12 protein-coding genes are annotated in these 17,106 nt (G+C 66.7%); 5 read left to right on the top strand and 7 right to left on the bottom strand.

Annotated elements, in window-relative coordinates:
- Nucleotides 1–61: 61 nt before the first annotated feature.
- Nucleotides 62–1,627 carry a glycoside hydrolase family 32 protein gene (locus D4740_RS00930; RefSeq protein WP_119835061.1) on the top strand — a complete coding sequence of 522 codons (1,566 nt, stop codon included), beginning with the start codon at nucleotides 62–64 and terminating at the stop codon, nucleotides 1,625–1,627.
- A gap of 220 nt (nucleotides 1,628–1,847) precedes the next feature.
- Nucleotides 1,848–3,947, top strand: a complete 2,100-nt coding sequence (locus D4740_RS00925; RefSeq protein ID WP_182911309.1) for a sucrose-specific PTS transporter subunit IIBC — start codon at nucleotides 1,848–1,850, stop codon at nucleotides 3,945–3,947.
- A gap of 190 nt (nucleotides 3,948–4,137) precedes the next feature.
- Here the strand turns inward: D4740_RS00925 and D4740_RS00920 are convergent, their stop codons facing one another.
- The 3 genes from D4740_RS00920 to D4740_RS00910 form a co-directional block, all read right to left on the bottom strand.
- A complete protein-coding gene (locus tag D4740_RS00920; protein WP_119835059.1) occupies nucleotides 4,138–5,166 on the bottom strand; it encodes a LacI family DNA-binding transcriptional regulator in 1,029 nt (342 codons plus the stop codon).
- A 228-nt stretch (nucleotides 5,167–5,394) separates the two neighbouring features.
- Entirely contained in the window at nucleotides 5,395–6,090 is a 696-nt protein-coding gene (locus D4740_RS00915) for an ABC transporter ATP-binding protein (protein WP_119835058.1), read from the bottom strand.
- Nucleotides 6,087–7,196 (bottom strand): FtsX-like permease family protein, encoded by a 1,110-nt coding sequence (locus D4740_RS00910; RefSeq protein ID WP_119835057.1) that lies wholly within the window; start codon nucleotides 7,194–7,196, stop codon nucleotides 6,087–6,089. The genes D4740_RS00915 and D4740_RS00910 overlap by 4 nt, the downstream gene beginning before the upstream one ends.
- A 999-nt stretch (nucleotides 7,197–8,195) precedes the next feature.
- Between D4740_RS00910 and D4740_RS00905 the strand changes: the two genes are divergently transcribed.
- Together D4740_RS00905 and D4740_RS00900 are read left to right on the top strand one after the other, a co-directional pair.
- A complete protein-coding gene (locus tag D4740_RS00905) occupies nucleotides 8,196–9,134 on the top strand; it encodes an N-acyl homoserine lactonase family protein (RefSeq protein ID WP_119835056.1) in 939 nt (312 codons plus the stop codon).
- 124 nt (nucleotides 9,135–9,258) lie between these two features.
- Entirely contained in the window at nucleotides 9,259–9,804 is a 546-nt protein-coding gene (locus D4740_RS00900; RefSeq protein ID WP_310732057.1) for a GNAT family N-acetyltransferase, read from the top strand.
- Here the strand turns inward: D4740_RS00900 and D4740_RS00895 are convergent.
- Entirely contained in the window at nucleotides 9,801–10,922 is a 1,122-nt protein-coding gene (locus D4740_RS00895; protein ID WP_119835055.1) for a 6-phosphofructokinase, read from the bottom strand. The two genes, D4740_RS00900 and D4740_RS00895, sit on opposite strands and share 4 nt — an antisense overlap.
- 226 nt (nucleotides 10,923–11,148) lie before the next feature.
- Here D4740_RS00895 and D4740_RS00890 point away from each other — a divergent pair, with 226 nt between their 5' ends.
- Nucleotides 11,149–11,505 (top strand): RNA polymerase-binding protein RbpA, encoded by a 357-nt coding sequence (locus D4740_RS00890; RefSeq protein ID WP_119835054.1) that lies wholly within the window; start codon nucleotides 11,149–11,151, stop codon nucleotides 11,503–11,505.
- Here D4740_RS00890 and D4740_RS00885 read toward each other — a convergent pair.
- From D4740_RS00885 to D4740_RS00875, 3 genes are all read right to left on the bottom strand, one after another.
- Nucleotides 11,487–12,260: a polyprenol monophosphomannose synthase gene (locus tag D4740_RS00885; RefSeq protein ID WP_119835053.1), complete on the bottom strand. Its 774-nt coding sequence runs from the start codon at nucleotides 12,258–12,260 to the stop codon at nucleotides 11,487–11,489. The two genes, D4740_RS00890 and D4740_RS00885, sit on opposite strands and share 19 nt — an antisense overlap.
- Before the next feature lie 78 nt (nucleotides 12,261–12,338).
- Nucleotides 12,339–13,991 (bottom strand): apolipoprotein N-acyltransferase, encoded by a 1,653-nt coding sequence (gene lnt / locus D4740_RS00880; RefSeq protein ID WP_259390575.1) that lies wholly within the window; start codon nucleotides 13,989–13,991, stop codon nucleotides 12,339–12,341.
- Nucleotides 13,976–17,095: an RNA helicase gene (locus D4740_RS00875; protein ID WP_119835052.1), complete on the bottom strand. Its 3,120-nt coding sequence runs from the start codon at nucleotides 17,093–17,095 to the stop codon at nucleotides 13,976–13,978. Before D4740_RS00875 ends, lnt begins: the two co-directional genes overlap by 16 nt.
- Nucleotides 17,096–17,106: the final 11 nt, after the last annotated feature.

The following is a 17,106-nucleotide window of genomic DNA, read 5'->3' as shown; positions in this document are numbered from 1 at the left end:
TCGCCTCGTGTCCTGCCCCTGCGGGCACACGCCGGGCAACGTCAGCTGCTAGCCTTTCTCCGTGCATGAGGACCTTAAGGCTCTGGCCCGTGACGCAGTCGCCTCCTCACGGGCATCCAGCGATCCTGACTACCCGATCTTCCACGTCGCGCCCCCCGTGGGGCGCCTTAACGACCCTAACGGCCTGCTGGTCGACGACGGGACATTTCACGTCTTCTACCAGTTCAGCCCCTTCCACCCCCACCGCAAGCTCGTCTACTGGGGCCACGCCTCCTCCACCGACCTCTCCCACTGGGAGCACCACCCTCCGGCCGTGGTGCCCAACTCCTCCTACGACGCCTCCGGCGCCTACTCCGGCAACGCCGTCGTCCTGGACGAGGAGGAGGTCGGTAGTGCCCCAGCGGCGGCACCGTTCCAGCTCTTCTATACCGGCAACCTGAAGGATCCCGTCACAGACGAGCGCACAGCGAGCCAGTGCCTGGTCACCAGCCCCGACCTGGCGACGTTCACCAAGTGGCCGGACAACCCCCTTGTCCCCGTCCACGCCGAGGGCTACACCGCCCACTACCGGGACCCGATGGTGGTGCGTGACCCTGACCGCCCGGGTGAGTACAGGATGCTCGTGGGGGCGCAGCGCCGTGACGAGACCGGCGCCGCCGTTGTCTACCGCTCCAACGACCTGGTGACCTGGGCCTGGGAGGGTGAGCTCTCCTTCCCTCAGGCTGGGGGAGCCTTTGACAGGTTCGGCTACATGTGGGAGTGCCCCGGGATCGTGCGCCTGAGTGACGAGGTCACGGGGGAGGAGCGCGACGTGCTCATCTTCTGTCCCCAGGGGATCAGGCCTGAGCAGGAGGGCTTCGAGAACATCTTCCCCTGCGTCTACACCGTAGGACGCCTGGAGGGCACGCAGCTGCGCGACTGCGACGGCACCTTCTACGAGGTCGACAGGGGCTTCGAGTTCTACGCCCCCCAGGTCTTTGCTCGTCGTCCCAGCGAGCCGGGCCCGGTCCTCATGATGGGCTGGGCGGGAAACGCCTCTGAGGACGACCAGCCCTCCATCGAGCCCGACGGTGGTACCGGCGGCTGGGTGCACACCCTGACCGTGCCCCGGGTGCTGAGCCTGCGGGGGGGCCGCCTTGTCCAGAGGCCTGCTGTCCCCTGGGCCGACCACGCGTCGCGCCCCAGCGTGGTGGGAGCCGTGCTGGGGACCGGAAGCCATGACGTGGCCGAGCTGGGGGGTAGCAGGTCCTGGTACCTGCGGCTGGAGGCCCAGGAGGATATGACCTCAGGAACCTGGGGGCTGCGTATCGGCTCGGAGACGAGCCACGTGGACATCATGCTGGGGGACGGCGTCCTGACCGTTGACCGCTCGACCTCGCGCTACACCCAGCACGGGCAGCGACGCACCGTCTCCCTGCCTCCCGGCTGCGCTCCCGCCCTGGAGGTCCTTCATGACCGCTCCGTGACCGAGATCTTTGTCGGTGACGGCGACCTCGCCTTTACCTTACGCAGCTTCGTCGGCCCTGGCGGTACTGCTGCCGACCACGTCGGCGTTGATGTCGGCGGAGCCCGGCTGCTGGTCGACGGCAGCCTACGCCTGCACGAGGGCGTAGCGGCTCCACGCTGACCTGGGCCTGGGAGCAGCAGAAACCAGTTCCCAGAGCTGTTCCCAGAGCCCGGTCCCAGGCTGCCTACCGGTTGCACGACAGTGGTGTCCACGGTAGTGTGACCATCGATTGACATAGGTGCGGACCGAACGGGAGTCAGCGACGATCCCAACCAACCGGGCTTCCTCAGCCCTCCCTGAACAGCGGTCCCGTCAACGAGAAAGGAACCCCCGGGTGGCAATGGATCACGCCCGCGTGGCGAAGGACGTCCTGACATACGTCGGTGGCGCCGACAACATCAACGCGGCAGCGCACTGTGCTACGCGTCTTCGCCTTGTCATCAACGACATGGACAAGGTAGACCAGAAGGCCCTCGACAAGGACCCTGACATCAAGGGGACCTTTATCGCAGGCGGCATGTTCCAGATCATCGTCGGTCCCGGAGATGTGGACATCGTCTTCGACCAGATGGTCCAGACCGGTGGCGTCAAGGAGGTCTCCAAGGACGAGGCCAAGCAGGAAGCCGCCAAGTCCGGCAACGTGGTCTCGCGCTTCATCAAGGTGATCGCGGACATCTTCGTACCGATCCTGCCCGCCCTGATCGCCGGCGGTCTGATGATGGCCATCAACAACGTGCTCACGGCCGGCTTCTTTGAGAATGCCGACGGCACCACGTACGGCCTCACTGACCGGTATACGTGGCTGGGCGACTACGCCGACCTCATCAACCTCGTGTCATCGGCGGCCTTCGCCTTCCTGCCCGTGCTGGTCGGATTCTCTGCGGCCAAGCGCTTCGGAGGCAACGTGTACCTGGGCGCCGCCATGGGTGCGGCGATGGTCTCCACCAACCTGACCAGCGCCTACGACATCCAGACGGCCACCGAGGCAGGAACCATTGAGACCTGGCAGCTCTTTGGCCTCAGTGTGGACAAGATCGGCTACCAGGCCATGGTCATCCCGGTGCTGTGCGTCGTGTGGATCATGTCGGCTATTGAGAAGTGGCTGCACAAGCGTCTCTCCGGTACCGCTGACTTCCTCCTCACGCCTCTCATCACCCTGCTGGTCACCGGGTTCCTGACCTTTGTCATCGTCGGCCCGCTCACCCGTGAGCTCTCGGACGGCATCACTGCTGGGCTCCAGTGGCTGTACAACACTGCCGGTCCGCTGGGAGGCCTCCTGTTCGGCCTGGTGTACTCGCCGATCGTCGTGACCGGTCTGCACCAGTCCTTCCCCGCCGTCGAGCTGCCTCTCATCGACCAGATGCGCACGGGTGGTGCCGGCTCCTTCATCTTCCCCATCGCCTCCATGGCCAACGTGGCCCAGGGCGCTGTGGCCCTTGCGGTGTTCTTCCTGACCAAGGACGCCAAGCTCAAGGGTCTGGCTGGTGCCGGTGGTGCCTCGGCCGTCTTCGGTATCACCGAGCCCGCTATCTTCGGTGTCAACCTGCGTCTGCGGTGGCCGTTCTTCATCGGTCTGGGTGCTGCTGGCATCGGCGGCGCCCTCGTCTCCCTGCTGGACATCCACTCCCAGGCCCTAGGGGCGGCCGGCTTCGTCGGCTTCGTGTCCATCGTCCCTGACGACATCATCCGGTACGTCTTTGTCGAGCTGGTTGTCTTCGCCCTGGCCTTCGGCGCCGCCTTCGCCTACGGCACCACCCGGGGAAGGGCCTCGCTTGCGGGGGATGAGGCCGTGGACGAGGCCGAGCTGGAGGCTGAGGCCATGGCAGAGCACGCTGAGGCGGTCGAGTTCTCTGAGGACGCTGCTGACGATCTCCTTGTCGCCTCGCCGATCCAGGGCCACGCGCTGCCACTGTCCGAGGTCGAGGACGCAACCTTTGCCTCCGGGATGCTGGGTCCCGGTATGGCCGTGTCACCCACTGAGGGGCCGGTTGTGTCCCCCGTTGACGGAGAGGTGATCGCCGCCTTCCCCACTGGCCACGCCTACGGCCTACGGTCAGTCAGCGGTATCGAGCTGCTGGTCCACGTGGGTATGGACACCGTTCAGCTTGACGGGGAGCACTTCACCCCCAAGGTGAAGGTCGGGGACAAGGTCCTGCGTGGTATGCCTCTGGTTGAGGTTGACTGGTCTGCTGTAAAGGCTGCGGGCTACAAGACGGTGACTCCGGTCGTCGTCTCTAACGCGGCCAGCTTCTCTGGTATTGAGGAGAAGGGGTCGGGTACCCTCCTGCGGGGTGACGAGCTGTTTGTGGTTGCCACGACGTCCTCCGAGGGGAGCGACACAGGCGGCAACGATCCCGAGGCGGAGGATGATGTCGCGCCCTCCGTCTCCGACGACAGCGAGACAGCCCAGGAGAAGGAAGGTGCTGTGGAGGTCGTCTAAGACCCTCACCCGGCGTCGCGGTGTCGGCGTCGCTGTCTGCCTGACTTGCTGTGGCTGGATGCATCCCTTCCGGGATGCATCCAGCCACAGCGCATAACGTGCACGGGTGCTGTCGAGACGTCACTGACTCATGGTGCTGCGGCCGCCAGCCCCAGGACGTGGCGCGGCCAGTCCCTGCAGCATCCCGGCCTCAGGCAGTGCGACCTTCTACCAGAGCAATACCCAGGGGCGGGGTGACGAGGTCACCCACCTGCACCTGATCGTCATGCTCCTTCTCAAAGTCGCCTACATGGCTGCCGTGAATCTGACTAAGAAGGATCTGGACGGCGCGGTGCGCAATACGGGCAATCGGCTGCTGGACTGTCGTCAGGCCTGGGACGGCACGACGCATGGCGGATGTGCCGTCAAAGCCCACAACCTTGAACTCCTCCGGGACGGCAAGGCCTTGCGAGGCCGCCCACTCCAGGACGTCCGCCGCGGAGAGGTCATCTGTGGCGAACACCGCGTCAATGATAGGCGCGACAGCGTCCAGGCGGTTACGGATCACACCAGGGCGTTCGGCGTCTGGGATGTGGAAGTCTGCTGTCAGAACCACGGGCTCGATACCGGCCTCGGCTAGCACCGAGCGGTACCCGGCCTCGCGCATGTTGTGCGCTCCGGACCGCGACGTCAGGAGAGCCGGACGACGGGCGCCCCGGCTCAGTAGGTGGGTGGTGGCGACGCGACCGCCCTCCTCGTTGTCACAGTGTACGTCAGGGATAGCTGGCGACAGCATCCGGTCGATAGTGACAAGAGGCATGCGTACCTTGTCGTACTCAGGGATATCCTCGTTATGAGCACCAGAGATAATGCCGTCGACGCGGTGGGAGATCAGAAGGTCGAGATAGCCTCGTTCACGGTCTGCCTTTCCCATGGAGTTGCAGATAAATGTCCGGTAGCCGTGATTGGCCAGGGCGTCCTCCACGTGCTCGGCAAGCTCTCCGAAGAACGGGAGTCTTACCGTCGGCACGATGAGCCCGACCGATCGGGTCGACTTGCCGTGCAGCGCACGAGCGACCTGGTTCGGCCTGTAGCCGAGCCTGCTGACAGCAGCGGCCACTCTGTCACGAGTCTCCCGGGATAAATAGCCTCGGTTATTGAGGACCCGGGAGACAGTTGTGAGAGAGACGCCGGCTGCCTCGGCAACGTCAGCCAGGGTCGGCTCGCGGTGAGCAGGCACAGCGCCTCCTTCACAGTACGTAGGCCTGACAGGAGAAGCATATGACGTAGGTGTCAGCAGGCCCAATTGGATTACGCTGCCAGTCCGCACGAGCTTCTGGTCGGCTCAGGTGCACACGCCCGAGGCAGAAAAGCAGGCAGTCACAGGAAGCGGAATCATCGTCCAGGCGCTAAGGCGGACGTGTCAGGGCACATCAGCACACCACCGGAACAGTACCGCAGTGATGCCTCACGAGGGCGTACGCGGGCTCAGGACGCCGTCACGCATCACCATGACCCTGTCGCACACGGGTAGCAGGCGCTCGTCATGGGTGACCATCACGGTGGCCTTTCCCATCCTGTGCGTCTGGTCAGCCAGCAGGCGAGCCACCTCCTGGGCACGGTCGGTGTCCAGGGCCGCCGTCGGCTCATCGGCCAGAATAACTTCCGGGTCGTGGTAGAGCGCTACCGCAATGGCGGCTCGTTGCCTCTCGCCTCCCGACATCTGGCTCGGGTACGCGTTGCTACGCCGGGTGATATCGAGGCAGTCGAGGAGGTAGTCACGCCGTTCATGGTTGGTACTGCGACGAAGGACCCTGTCGTGAAGGGCGAGCTGGTCGGTGAGGGTCAGGAACGGGACAAGTCCGGACGCCTGTAGGACAAATCCCAGGTGCTGCCTACGCAGCTGTGCACGTTTCTTCTCCGGAAGCCGCGAGAACGGTTTTCCACCGATCTCTACCCTGCCCCGGGTCGGTGCTCGAAGACCCCCCATCACCGTGAGAAGAGTAGATTTTCCGGAACCGGAGGGTCCTAGGACGCCCAGGACCTCGCCGGCTTCCACGACCAGGTCGGTTGCTCGTAGGGCGTGGATGGTCTCATCACCCTGCTGAAAGTCTCGCGCGACTCCTGTTAGCGACACCGCGGCACGGGTAGTCTCCCTGGTCATGCGATAGCCTCCACGGGATCAATTCCTGCCACGACCCTCACCGAGACAACGCCTCCTAGAACTGAGACGACAACGAATAACACGGCGATAACGGCATCAAGCCACGGCGACAGAAGAAAGGGGACAGCGCTGGGAAGCAGGGGAGAAGTGCCCACAACCAGCAACAGTCCCAGAACCACGCCAGAGGCAGCAAGAACCACTGTCTGAACGACACCAGACCGGATCAAGTAGCCTGTCGGGACGCCCCGGGCCTTGAGGATACCTAGGGCAGGGCGCTTCTGGAGCGTGAGCACGTAGAGAAAGATGGCCAGGACTACCGAGGCCACGACGACGAGGGAACCGATCATCAGCGAGAAGGTCAGCACCTGGGCCGCGTACCCGGGCAGGGTCTGGATCAGCTCTTCGCTGGTCAGGCTCGTGAGACCCGCCTCGGAGGTGGCTGTGTCCGTAGCGGGGTCCTGCGTCACGTTGTCAGTAAGGACAACGGCGCTGACAGCGGGGGAGAGGCCCGGGGGCGCGTACTCCTGCAGAGCGGCAGCGTCAACGGTGACAACGGGAGCGGCCTGAAAGGTCGTCCCCCGAGTCAGGCCGACCACGCTCCAGGTGTGATCCGACCCCAGGAGGTGGAAGGTGTCCCCAGTTGTCACGCCCTCGGCCTGGAGAGTCTCGTCGACCAGGACCTCCGTACCGGGGTCGGCAATCTCCCTGCCAGAGACAACCGTCGGGCTCAGTGGTCCCTCCAGGTCGAGGCCAAAAGCAAAGACGTCCGTCTTAGTCTGCGAGTCCTTGCCGACCTCCACGCTGGGTTGAGCCACAGCGGAGACCGCGACGAGCGAGGACGCCTGTGATCCGGCCTCCTCGGCCAGGGCCGAGCAGGCCGCGACCTGGGAGCTGGTCAGCCGTGAGGCGGAGAGGTTCTCGTTGGAGGCCTCGGTGACCAGGATGGTGCCCGCATCCCACCCGTCGACAACGGCCCTGTATGAGTACGCCAGTCCCGAGGCGAGGGAGGCGAGGAAGAAGGTGAGGTAGGAGACCAGGGTGATGACGGCGACGATCAGTGCAAAGCGGCCCGGCTCGTGGCGGATCTCGCGAAGCGCAAGAAACATCGCAGCTCCTTGGGGCAGGCTGGCTTGCTACTGGCCGGTAGTGGCTGGTGCTGTGGTCACACGACTTGTGAGGTCGTCGAAGGTCCGTGGCGATGAGGCCTGTGATGATGACCCTCGGCTGAGCGTCGCAGGACACACGTTACTGCGGTCGCGCGGGCTACAGGTGCACACCGGATATCTGTTGGGCGTCCGTCAGGACACGACAGCCGAGAGGTGGGCACACGACCGAGCACGCAGAACCTCCGTACCAGAGGGCGGGAGGCTGTCAGGAACGACAGGCATCGGGGTGGCGTCGGGCCGCTGACCGGGAGTCAGCGTGTGCACGAGGGGGCGGTACGTCGGCTTCGGCGTCGGCGGGGACGGACGGGAGGGATGTGGTCGTCGGTCGCTCCGATAATGACATAATGTACATTATCGGATCAGGTGGACGGGGAGCGGAGAGGGCGGGACGCGCGAACTCACCTCACCCGCTGGACCCCTGCTGCCGAGCCGTCTGCGCACGACGGATGGCAGCGGCAAATGGCCGCCTCTCACCTCCAGGTGGGTGGCACCCTGAGGCCGCCTTGACGCCACCGCAAGGCCGAGCCGCCGGGGCGACTTAGGCCAGACCATGGCCACACCATGGCCACACCATGGCCACACCATGGCCACTCTGTCATTGCCGAGAGCGAACGCGAGGAGATTGTGACTAATATGTGTAGTAGGTCACTGCGTATACGCGTTACGGTACTCGGACAAAGTTATGTTATTTCAGTTCCGGTGTAACGTCATTGGCGCGTTGATGGGCTGACAGGGGTACTGCTCCTGCCTGGTCCCGTACCCGCCTCACGTGGTCGGGCCAGGTGGCCACGGCTGTCCGGGGTCTCTTTTGCGACCGGGTACCCGTCGGCTACCGGGGACTGCGCGTCCTGTTCCCTGTGAGACCAAGAGCAGACAGGTCCCAGGATCTTTGCGGCGGCCTCTGACCTCTGGCACCGGTCAATCAGGAAAGAGGCCCTGATGCTCTCCACTGCTACATCCACTATCTTGTCCCCCAGCAGGTCGGCAGCAACGTCGGCCACCTCCCTGACCGTCCTACGGACGGGCTCGGTCGTCGTTGACGAGGCGCTCCCGTACTACCGTGACAGCGACAGCCCTCTCGCCTGGGCGCACGTCGGCCGGGGCCGCAGCCACCTGGTCGAGATCCCGGTGTCCTGCTATCTCATTGAGGGACCCCACGGTCTTGTCCTTATCGATGCCGGGTTCAGCATCCACAACCGGACGCTGCTGGGCCAGGTTGCCAATATCCGTTTTCAGCGCACCATAACCAAGATACTGTTGCCGAGTGGTGCTGCCATCCACGAGCAGCTGGAGGAGCGTGGCATCCGTCCGCAGGACCTGGATCTTGTGCTTATGAGCCACCTCCACTGCGACCATGTCGACGGCGTGACCCACCTCAGGGAGGCGCCGCGCATCCTGGTGTCGGCGCCCGAGTGGAAGGCAGGTAACACCGACCCCTTCCACTACCACCGGCACGAGTGGAAGGACGCGCAGATCGACACGTTCTCATGGAACACCGTCGTCGGCCCCTTCGGTGCAGGCTATGACGTCTTCGGAGACGCAAGCCTCGTCATGGTTTCCCTACCCGGGCACTCCCACGGCATGTGCGCCACTGTCCTGCGGTCCCAGGACCAGCAGGTCGACGCCGGTCCGCAGACATGGGCCAACGGGGCCGACGCTCCCGGGGTGCATGACCCCCGCAGGTTTGTGCTCCTCAGTGCCGACGCCAGCTACGGGCAGGCCTCCTACGAGGAGGGGCTGCGTCCCAGCGTCGTTGTCAACGCCGACCAGGCGCAGCGCTCTCTCGACTGGGTGCGCTCTGTGAGGAAGGACCCGCGCTGCCTGGGCGTTCTCGCCAACCACGACCCCGACGTGCTTCCGGGAACCTGGCACCTCTAGCACAGAGCCCGTACGCAGTCCTACCCGGCCAGCCACAGACGTGGACCCGTAGGTCAGGTGCGGTGCGTCAGGCTACTCAGCCGTGTCCCTGGAGCAGGTAGGAGCAGGTCCTAGAGTGGGCGCCGTGACTCAGCCTGTCCGCATCCGCTCCGCCGTCATGTCAGACTCCCCCGCTGTGCGCGAGATCCGCAATCGCGCCGTCCGGGAGTCACTGGCTATCTGGACCAGCCGTGAGCAGACACCGCAGGAGGCTGCTGCCTGGCTGGAGCCGCAGGTTGCACGAGGTACCGCTCTTGTTGCCGTCGAGGACACCGACAGCGACTCGCGGGTCCTCGGGTTTGCCGTCGCCACACCGTGGCGCAACTATGAGGGCTACGCGCGCACGGTGGAGGACTCGGTCTACCTCTCCCCCGCTGCCCAGGGCCAGGGCACGGGTGGTCGGCTTCTGGACGCGCTCGTCACGGCCTGCCAGCAAGCGGGCGACCGGACCATAGTGGCAGCCATTGAGGCAGGAAACACTGTCTCTGTGCGACTGCACCAGCGCCACGGCTTTACCGTCGTCGGCACCATCCCCCAGGCTGGCGAGAAGTTCGGTCAGATCCTGGATCTGACCCTCATGAGCCGCACGCTGCCGGGGGCGGCTCCCGCTGCGACTTTTACGAGCCTCTAGTCTCCCAGCGCTGTCCCGACGGCGCGGGCCGCCTGGATCCACTCGTGGTCGGCTGGCACGTACTTGACGTGCCCGGCGACGTCCTTGAGCGGGACCAGGGCGGTGCCCTGCCCCCGGTCAGCGACCATGACCCCGTACCTGCCCTCGGCAATAGCGCTGGCGGCGGCGACGCCCAGGCGAGTTGCCAGCATACGGTCCGCCCCGCACGGGGACCCGCCTCGCTGCACGTAGCCCAGGATGGACACCCTGGCCTCCAGGCCGGTAGCCGCCTCCAGCTGCTCGGCCAGGGTGAAGGTGTTGGCGCGGTGCGAGGCCTCCAGGGCCTTGACCCCGCGCTTGGCCACGGCCTTGCTCTGCGGTGAGGAGGCGTCCTTGACCAGTGCCCGGGCGTGCTCCAGCTCCTGGTAGTCCGCCAGGCTCAGGGCGCCCTCGGCTACCGCCACCACTGAGAAGCTGGAGCCGTGCGCCCTGCGTCGCTCGATCTTATTGGCAATGGCCTCCACCGAGTAGGGGATCTCAGGCAGCAGGATGACGTCGGCACCTCCGGCTATACCGGCGCCCAGCGCCAGCCACCCAGCACGGTGACCCATGATCTCGGTGAGGATGATGCGGTGGTGGGAGTGGGCGGTGGAGTGGAGGCGGTCCACCGCCTCGGTGGCGATTTCCAGGGCCGTGGCGAATCCGAAGGACGTGTCGGTGTGGACGATGTCGTTATCAATAGTCTTGGGCAGGTGGACGACGTTGAGGCCCGCGTCCATGAGCCTACGGGCGTTCTTGGCGGTGCCGCCCCCTCCCAGGCAGACCAGGGCGTCAAGCTGGTCCTTCTCGTAGTTCTCGACGATGGTGGGCACCATGTCCCGCACCTCGCCGTCAACCAGCATGCGGTGCACCTTGTCCCGGCTGGTCCCCAGCATGGTGCCGCCAGTGGTGAGGATGCCTGACAGCGCCGAGGAGTCCAGCCTGGTGAAGCGGTTCTCTGCGAGTCCGCGCATCCCGTCACGGAAGCCGATTAGCTCCCACCCGTGCTCCTGGATCGTGGCCTTGCCAAGTCCCCGAATCGCCGCGTTGAGGCCGGGGGCGTCCCCGCCCGCTGTCAGGATGCCGATGCGCTTGGTCATGGGCTAAGTATGCCGTGTGTGCCGTGGTGCCGTCCTGCTGCATGGTCACCGGGCACGGTGCCCCACCGTGACCTGTCGGGGCTGCCCTCGGTAGGACCAGTAGGGCGGCCCGTCCGGGACCCGGGTTCGGATGGCGTCGGGAACAATCTGGGGCACCTCCCTGTTGATACCTGGTGTGCCTGCCAGCCACGGCACGGCAGCAGCGACAGACGGGAGAAGGCAGCACATGGCAGACCGAGCACTACGGGGTATGACCATTGGCGCGAAGTCGATGGAGTCGGAGGACGGCGTCGAGTTCGCCGAGCGGATGATGGTCACCTATGAGTGCCCAGTGGCTCACGTCACTACGATTCCGATGTCTACCGAGGCGGAGGTGCCTGCTTCCTGGGAATGCCCGGAGTGCGGCAGGCCAGCGGCCCGGCGCGGGGAGGACGAGGAGTCTGACTCTGAGGACCCCCGCAAGATCCCGCGTACGCACTGGGACATGCTGCTGGAACGCCGAGGGGTAGAGGAGCTCCAGGCACTGCTGGACGAGCGCCTGGAGATGCTGCGCAGCGGTGCGGTCTATCGCGAGCGGTTGTAGCGGGCCGCTCGCGCCACCCTGCCTATGGCCGCGCGCAGCTGCCTGCTGCGTCTGGCCAGGCCCCAGCGTGTGACCAGTGCCAACTCCTCGGTGACGATCCCTCGGGACAGCTTGGACTGTCCTGCCTGTCGCTCCACAAAGGTGATGGGCACCTCGACGATGCTGCCTCCGGCCTCGTCGATGATTTTGGTCATGTTGACCTGGAAGCCGTAGCCCAGAGCCTCGACCTCTCCCAGGCCCACCCCCTGCAGGAAGGAGGCGCGGTAGACCCGGAACCCCGCTGTCGCGTCCCTGACGTGCATGCCCAGCATGGCGCTGATGTAGAGGTTGCCCGCACGTGAGAGCACGACCCGCCTTGTGTCCCAGCCCTGGGTGGCCCCGCCGGAGACCCAGCGCGAGCCGATCACCAGGTCAGGCTCATCGACCATCTGCGCCCTCTGCACAAGAAGTGCCAGGTCCTGTGCCCTGTGGGAGCCGTCGGCATCCATCTCGACCAGCAGCTCGTAGCCAGAGGCCAGTGCCCAGGAGAAGCCTGCCAGGTAGGCGGGCCCCAGGCCGTTCTTACCCGAGCGGTGCAGGACGTGGACGTGGTCGTCAGTCTGGCAACGCTCGTCGGCGTAGTCGCCGGTGCCGTCCGGGGAGCCGTCGTCAACGACAAGGACGTGTGCCTGCGGGACGTAGTGTCTGATTCCCTCCAGTGTGGTGGGCAGGGAGTCGATCTCGTTGTAGGTGGGGATGATGACAAGTGTCAGCACGGGGTGTCTCCAGAACGGCGCGTGGCTTGCAGGGCTGTGACGCAGGGCCGAACAGCGGCCCGGTCGGCAGCCGGGGTCTCAGGAGCCCGGCCGTGGCGCTGCCACCCGGTGGCGCGCCGCCCCCACCATACCTGCTAGGACCAGGATCGCTGACAGGCCGAGCACGCCACGCCCGGGCCAGTCACCGAGCCGGTCCGCGACAGTCACCGAGCCGCGCAGCCCGACGTCCGCCACGAGGCTCGCCTGGGTGTACGGCTCGACGGCCTGCTGCACCACCCCGTCGGGACTGATGACTGCCGTGTGCCCCACGGTGGAGACCTGGACCAGGCTGCGCCCGTGGATGACCGCCTGGACCCGTCCCTGGGCAAGCTGCTGGGCTGCCTCGCCCGAGTGCAGGAAGGAGGCATTGTTCGTGGGGATAATGATGGCCTGGCCGCCCTGGAGCACCCCGGAGCGCAGCGTGTCGTCGTAGGCGACCTCGAAACAGATACCCACCGCCAGGGTGACCTCACGGTCCTGGGCAGCGGCTGGCACCGTGAGAGTGTGGGGGCCGGTGCCAGGCAGCAGGTCAACGCTGACGCGGTCAACCTGGGTCGTCACCTGCCGCACCAGGTCACGGGCCGGGACGTACTCCCCGAAGGGGACAGGGCGGTGCTTGCGGTAGTAGTCCCCGGCTCCCTCCCCTGCGGTCCAGACGAGGACGTCGTTGTAGCGCACGCCGTCCTCGTAGGGGACGGCTCCCAGGAGAAGGGGCGTACCGACGGCACGTGCGGCGTCATCGACGACGGCGGCACTGGCGGCGTGGGACCGGGGGTCCAGGTCAGCCGCGTTCTCCGGCCAGACAACCAGGTCGAGGGTACCGGCGCCCGCGTCGGCTGCCAGCTGGTGCGTGGCCTCAGCGTGGTTACTGGTCACCTCCAGGGCGCGGGCGAAGGCGTCCTCAAAGTCCTCGGCTACATTGCCCTGGACGGCACCGATGCGGACGCTGCCCTCGTCCTGGGCCTGCAGCGCGGAGGAGGCCCAGGCGGCAGCAGTACCGGGGGCCAGGACCAGTACCGCGGCACCAGCACTACCAGCGAGCACTGGCAGGAGGCGTGCGCGCCTGAGCCCGCTCAGGGCCTCAGCCCCACAGGCACCGGCGGCGGCGACCAGGAAGCTCAGACCCAGGCTGCCACCGTAGGCGGCTGTCGGCAGCAGCGGTGCGTCCGCCATGGCGAAGGCCAGCCGACCGAAGGGGAACCCTCCCAGGGGCCAGGAGGATCGCAGCTCCTCCGTCCCTGCCCACAGGAGGGCGAAGACCACCACGCGAAGCACCCCGCGCGCAGCCGGGAGCGGGACTTGGCGAGCCCACGCGGGTGAGTCGGTCCCACCCGAGACCGCCCCGGACTCCTCCAGGAGCGGTAGGCGGCTGACCGTGGCCCAGGCACTGCCTAGGAGCGCCAGGTAGAGGGCCTCGAAGGCGACAAGAGCACTCCAGCCCACGGGATTGCCCATGGCTACGGCAGTGAAGTGCAACAGTGGCGTAAAAAAACCCACCCCATAGGCCAGTCCGAGCCCGCTTCCGGCCCAGGCACCTCGTCCCTGGGTCAGGGCCATGAGCCCGCCCGGCCCTGCGACGGCAGCGGGCCACAGGTCCAGTGGGGGGAAGCCCGCCCAGGTGAGCGCTCCTGCAGCCGTGGCCAGGAGCACCGGAAGCAGGCTCCTGACGTTCCCGGCTACACGCCCGACCACGCCACGACTCCCCGGTCCAGCTCCCGTGCCGCCTCAGCAGCACGCTGGGACACGGTCCTGACTGCCTGTGCCCGGGCCGGGTCCGCCGACAGGGTCGGTAGGGAGGCGACCTGGCTGACCACGTCCAGGACCTGCTTGCACCAGCGTACGAAGTCCCCCGCGGTCAGCTCGCCGCCGTCCATGACCTCAGCCAGGTCTGCACCCTGGCACCAGGCCAGGACGGAGCCGGCCAGAGCAGGCTCTGACCCGGAGGAGGGCTCGATCCCTGCCAGCTGCTCCAGGTCGTTGACACGTCGGGCCACGTTGTGCTGGGCACGCAGCGCCTGGCCCAGGGACGATCCTGGCGCCACGGGCGGGCCCACCAGCCGGGCTGGTACACGAGGCTCGTAGACGAAGGCACTCAGCGCCGCCGCGAGCTCGTCTGACCCCAGGCTCTCCCACACCCCGGTGCGTAGGCACTCGGCGACAAGAAGGTCCCGCTCAGCGTAGATACGGGCCAGGAGCCTGCCCGCACCGGTGACACGCAGCTGCTCGTGCTGCCCTCCGACCGGCTCCAGGTAGCCCAGGTCAACCAGGACCTGGCACACGGCGTCGAACAGACGCGCGATGGTGCCGGTGCGGGTCTCCACCCGGGCATGGAGCCGATTGATCTCAGCGAGCTGCTTGGCCCACCTGCGCCCTGTACGAGCGTGCTCCTCCCTGTCCGGGCACCCGTGGCACGGGTGGCTGCGCATCTGCTGACGCAGCTGGTCGATGCGGGCTGCTATGTTTCCCGCGTCCTCCTGATTTGCGCGGTCTTCGTGCGCGCGTGCCCGACCCGGACGTGACCGATGTGGGCGACGCCCCGTATCCAGCTCTCCTGCGCGCAGGGCGTGTCGCAGTCTGCCGACCACCCGCTCGCGGTCCCGGGTGCTGCGCGGGTCTGTTCCCTGGTCCACCGGCAGCCGCCCGACACGCAGCACTCCCTGCGGGGAGGTGTCCGGCGTCAGGGTGTGCACGCGGCCGTCCTCACCCACGACTGTCAGCGCCGGGGTGCCGCTGCGGTCGGTACCGACCTCGAGCACGACTCCGTGCAGGTGACGACGACCCTTGCGGTAGGTCACGACGTCTCCCCTGCTCAGGGAGGTCATCGTCCGCGCTGTCTCGGCGCGGTGGGCAGTAGCCCCCTGACGGGAGAGGTCGGCCTCGGCCTCGGCGATGTCCTGACGCAGGCGTGCGTACTCTCGAAAGTCCCCGAGGGAGCAGGTCATAGCCTGCTCCAGGTCCTCAAGCCGACGGCGCTTCCGGCGGATCTGGGCCGCGGTCTCCACCACGCTGCGGTCAGCCTGGAACTGGGCGAAGGAGGACTCCAGGATCTCTCGCGCCCTGGTCCGGGAAGTGCGAGCCAGGAGGTTGACTGCCATGTTGTAGGTCGGCCTGAAGGCGGAGACCAGCGGGTAGGTGCGGCGTGACGCCAGTGAGGAGACGGTGTCTGGCTCGACGTCGTCAGCCGCCAGGACCACGGCATGCCCTTCCACGTCGATGCCTCGTCGTCCTGCGCGACCAGTGAGCTGGGTGTACTCCCCGGGGCTGAGGGGAACGTGGGCGGACCCGTTCCACTTGCGCAGGGACTCCAGGACGACAGTCCGCGCTGGCATGTTGATGCCCAGTGACAGGGTCTCGGTTGCGTAGACGACCTTGACCAGGCCGGCGCGGAAGAGTTCCTCGACAGTCTCCTTGAATACTGGAAGCAGACCCGCGTGGTGAGCCGCGACGCCACGCTCCAGGGCGTGTGTCCAGGCGTGGAAGCCGAGCACGTCTAGGTCTGCGGAGGGGATGGTCGCGGTACGTCTCTCGATGACCTGGCGGATCTGCTCAGCCTCGCTCTGCGTGGTCAGGACGGTTCCAGCGGCCACGACCTGGCTGACAGCCTGCTCGCAGCCTGCCCGGGAGAAAACGAAGACGATGGCTGGCAGCAGCCGGGCCCGCTCAAGAGCTGTCACCACAGCCACACGTGAGGGAGGACTCAGGCGGCCGTGGCGGATGCCACGGCCGTATGCGCGGTCACGGCTGCTGCGTTCGCGGCCGTATCCGCGGTCCTGTCCCTGTCCTGCCCGGGAGGCACCTGCGCGGTCGCGACGTCTCCTCTCCCGTACGCTACCGCCCCGGCGCTGACCCGGGACCCGGCTCCCTCCTGCCCGCCGGGGACGGTAGGCCCGGCCTGTCGAGGAGTACCCCAGGCTGCGGGAGTCAGGCCGCGTGGTGGCCCGGCGGGCGGCGTCCACCGCTGTGAGCAGCTCAGGATTGATCTGGGGGCTGTCCTCTCCTGCTCCCTTCGGGGAGACGGACGGGCTGGGCGGCTGCGAGCCCGTAGGGGCACCACCGGAGGCACCGGGGTCCTCATTCAGGTTGTCGTCCAGGTATGCGACCGGGTCTGGTGAGTCGGAGGAGGCATACAGGGGAAGGATGCGACCCCCTACCATCATGTGCTGGGTGAGGGGTACAGGGCGGTGCTCAGAGACCACGACCGCCGTCGAGCCTCGGACCTCCCCCAGCCAGGCGCCGAACTCCTCTGCGTTGGACACCGTGGCAGACAGGGAGACCACTCGGACCTGCGGCGCCAGGTGGATCATCACCTCCTCCCACACCGGGCCGCGGAACCGGTCAGCCAGGTAGTGGACCTCATCCATGACGACGTACCCGAGCTGGTCCAGGTCGCGCGAGCCGGAGTAGAGCATGTTGCGCAGCACCTCGGTGGTCATGACGACAACCTGGGCGCGGGGGTTGACCGAGGTGTCACCGGTGAGCAGGCCGACGCGGTCCGCCCCGTGGCGCTCGACCAGGTCCAGGTACTTCTGGTTGGACAGAGCCTTGATAGGGGTGGTGTAGAAGGTCTTGAGACCCCGGGCCAGCCCCAGGTGGACCGCGAACTCGCCGACCACGGTCTTGCCAGCCCCCGTCGGAGCGGCGACGAGGACGCCGTCGCCTCGCTCCAGGGCCGAGCAGGCCTCCTCCTGGAAGTCGTCAAGCGGAAAGGGGCAGGTCGAGACGAACCGGGCCAGCTCACTGCGCAGCGCTGCCTGGCGGCGTCGAGAGTCAGCATAGCGTTCTGCAGGCGAGCTCATGGGCACTACCC

The organism is Actinomyces sp. 2119 (assembly GCF_003591215.1).
Taxonomy (GTDB): Bacteria; Actinomycetota; Actinomycetes; order Actinomycetales; family Actinomycetaceae; genus Actinomyces; species Actinomyces lilanjuaniae.
This window is presented reverse-complemented; position numbering and strand designations above follow the sequence as displayed.

What these genes read in the sequence shown, in the direction of transcription:
- D4740_RS00890 (WP_119835054.1), top strand. Translation starts at nt 11,149, where the DNA reads ATGGCAGACCGAGCACTACGGGGTATGACCATTGGCGCGAAGTCGATG.
- D4740_RS00905 (WP_119835056.1), top strand. Translation starts at nt 8,196, where the DNA reads ATGCTCTCCACTGCTACATCCACTATCTTGTCCCCCAGCAGGTCGGCA.
- D4740_RS00895 (WP_119835055.1), bottom strand. Translation starts at nt 10,922, where the DNA reads ATGACCAAGCGCATCGGCATCCTGACAGCGGGCGGGGACGCCCCCGGC.
- D4740_RS00910 (WP_119835057.1), bottom strand. Translation starts at nt 7,196, where the DNA reads ATGTTTCTTGCGCTTCGCGAGATCCGCCACGAGCCGGGCCGCTTTGCA.
- D4740_RS00915 (WP_119835058.1), bottom strand. Translation starts at nt 6,090, where the DNA reads ATGACCAGGGAGACTACCCGTGCCGCGGTGTCGCTAACAGGAGTCGCG.
- D4740_RS00925 (WP_182911309.1), top strand. Translation starts at nt 1,848, where the DNA reads ATGGATCACGCCCGCGTGGCGAAGGACGTCCTGACATACGTCGGTGGC.
- D4740_RS00875 (WP_119835052.1), bottom strand. Translation starts at nt 17,095, where the DNA reads ATGAGCTCGCCTGCAGAACGCTATGCTGACTCTCGACGCCGCCAGGCA.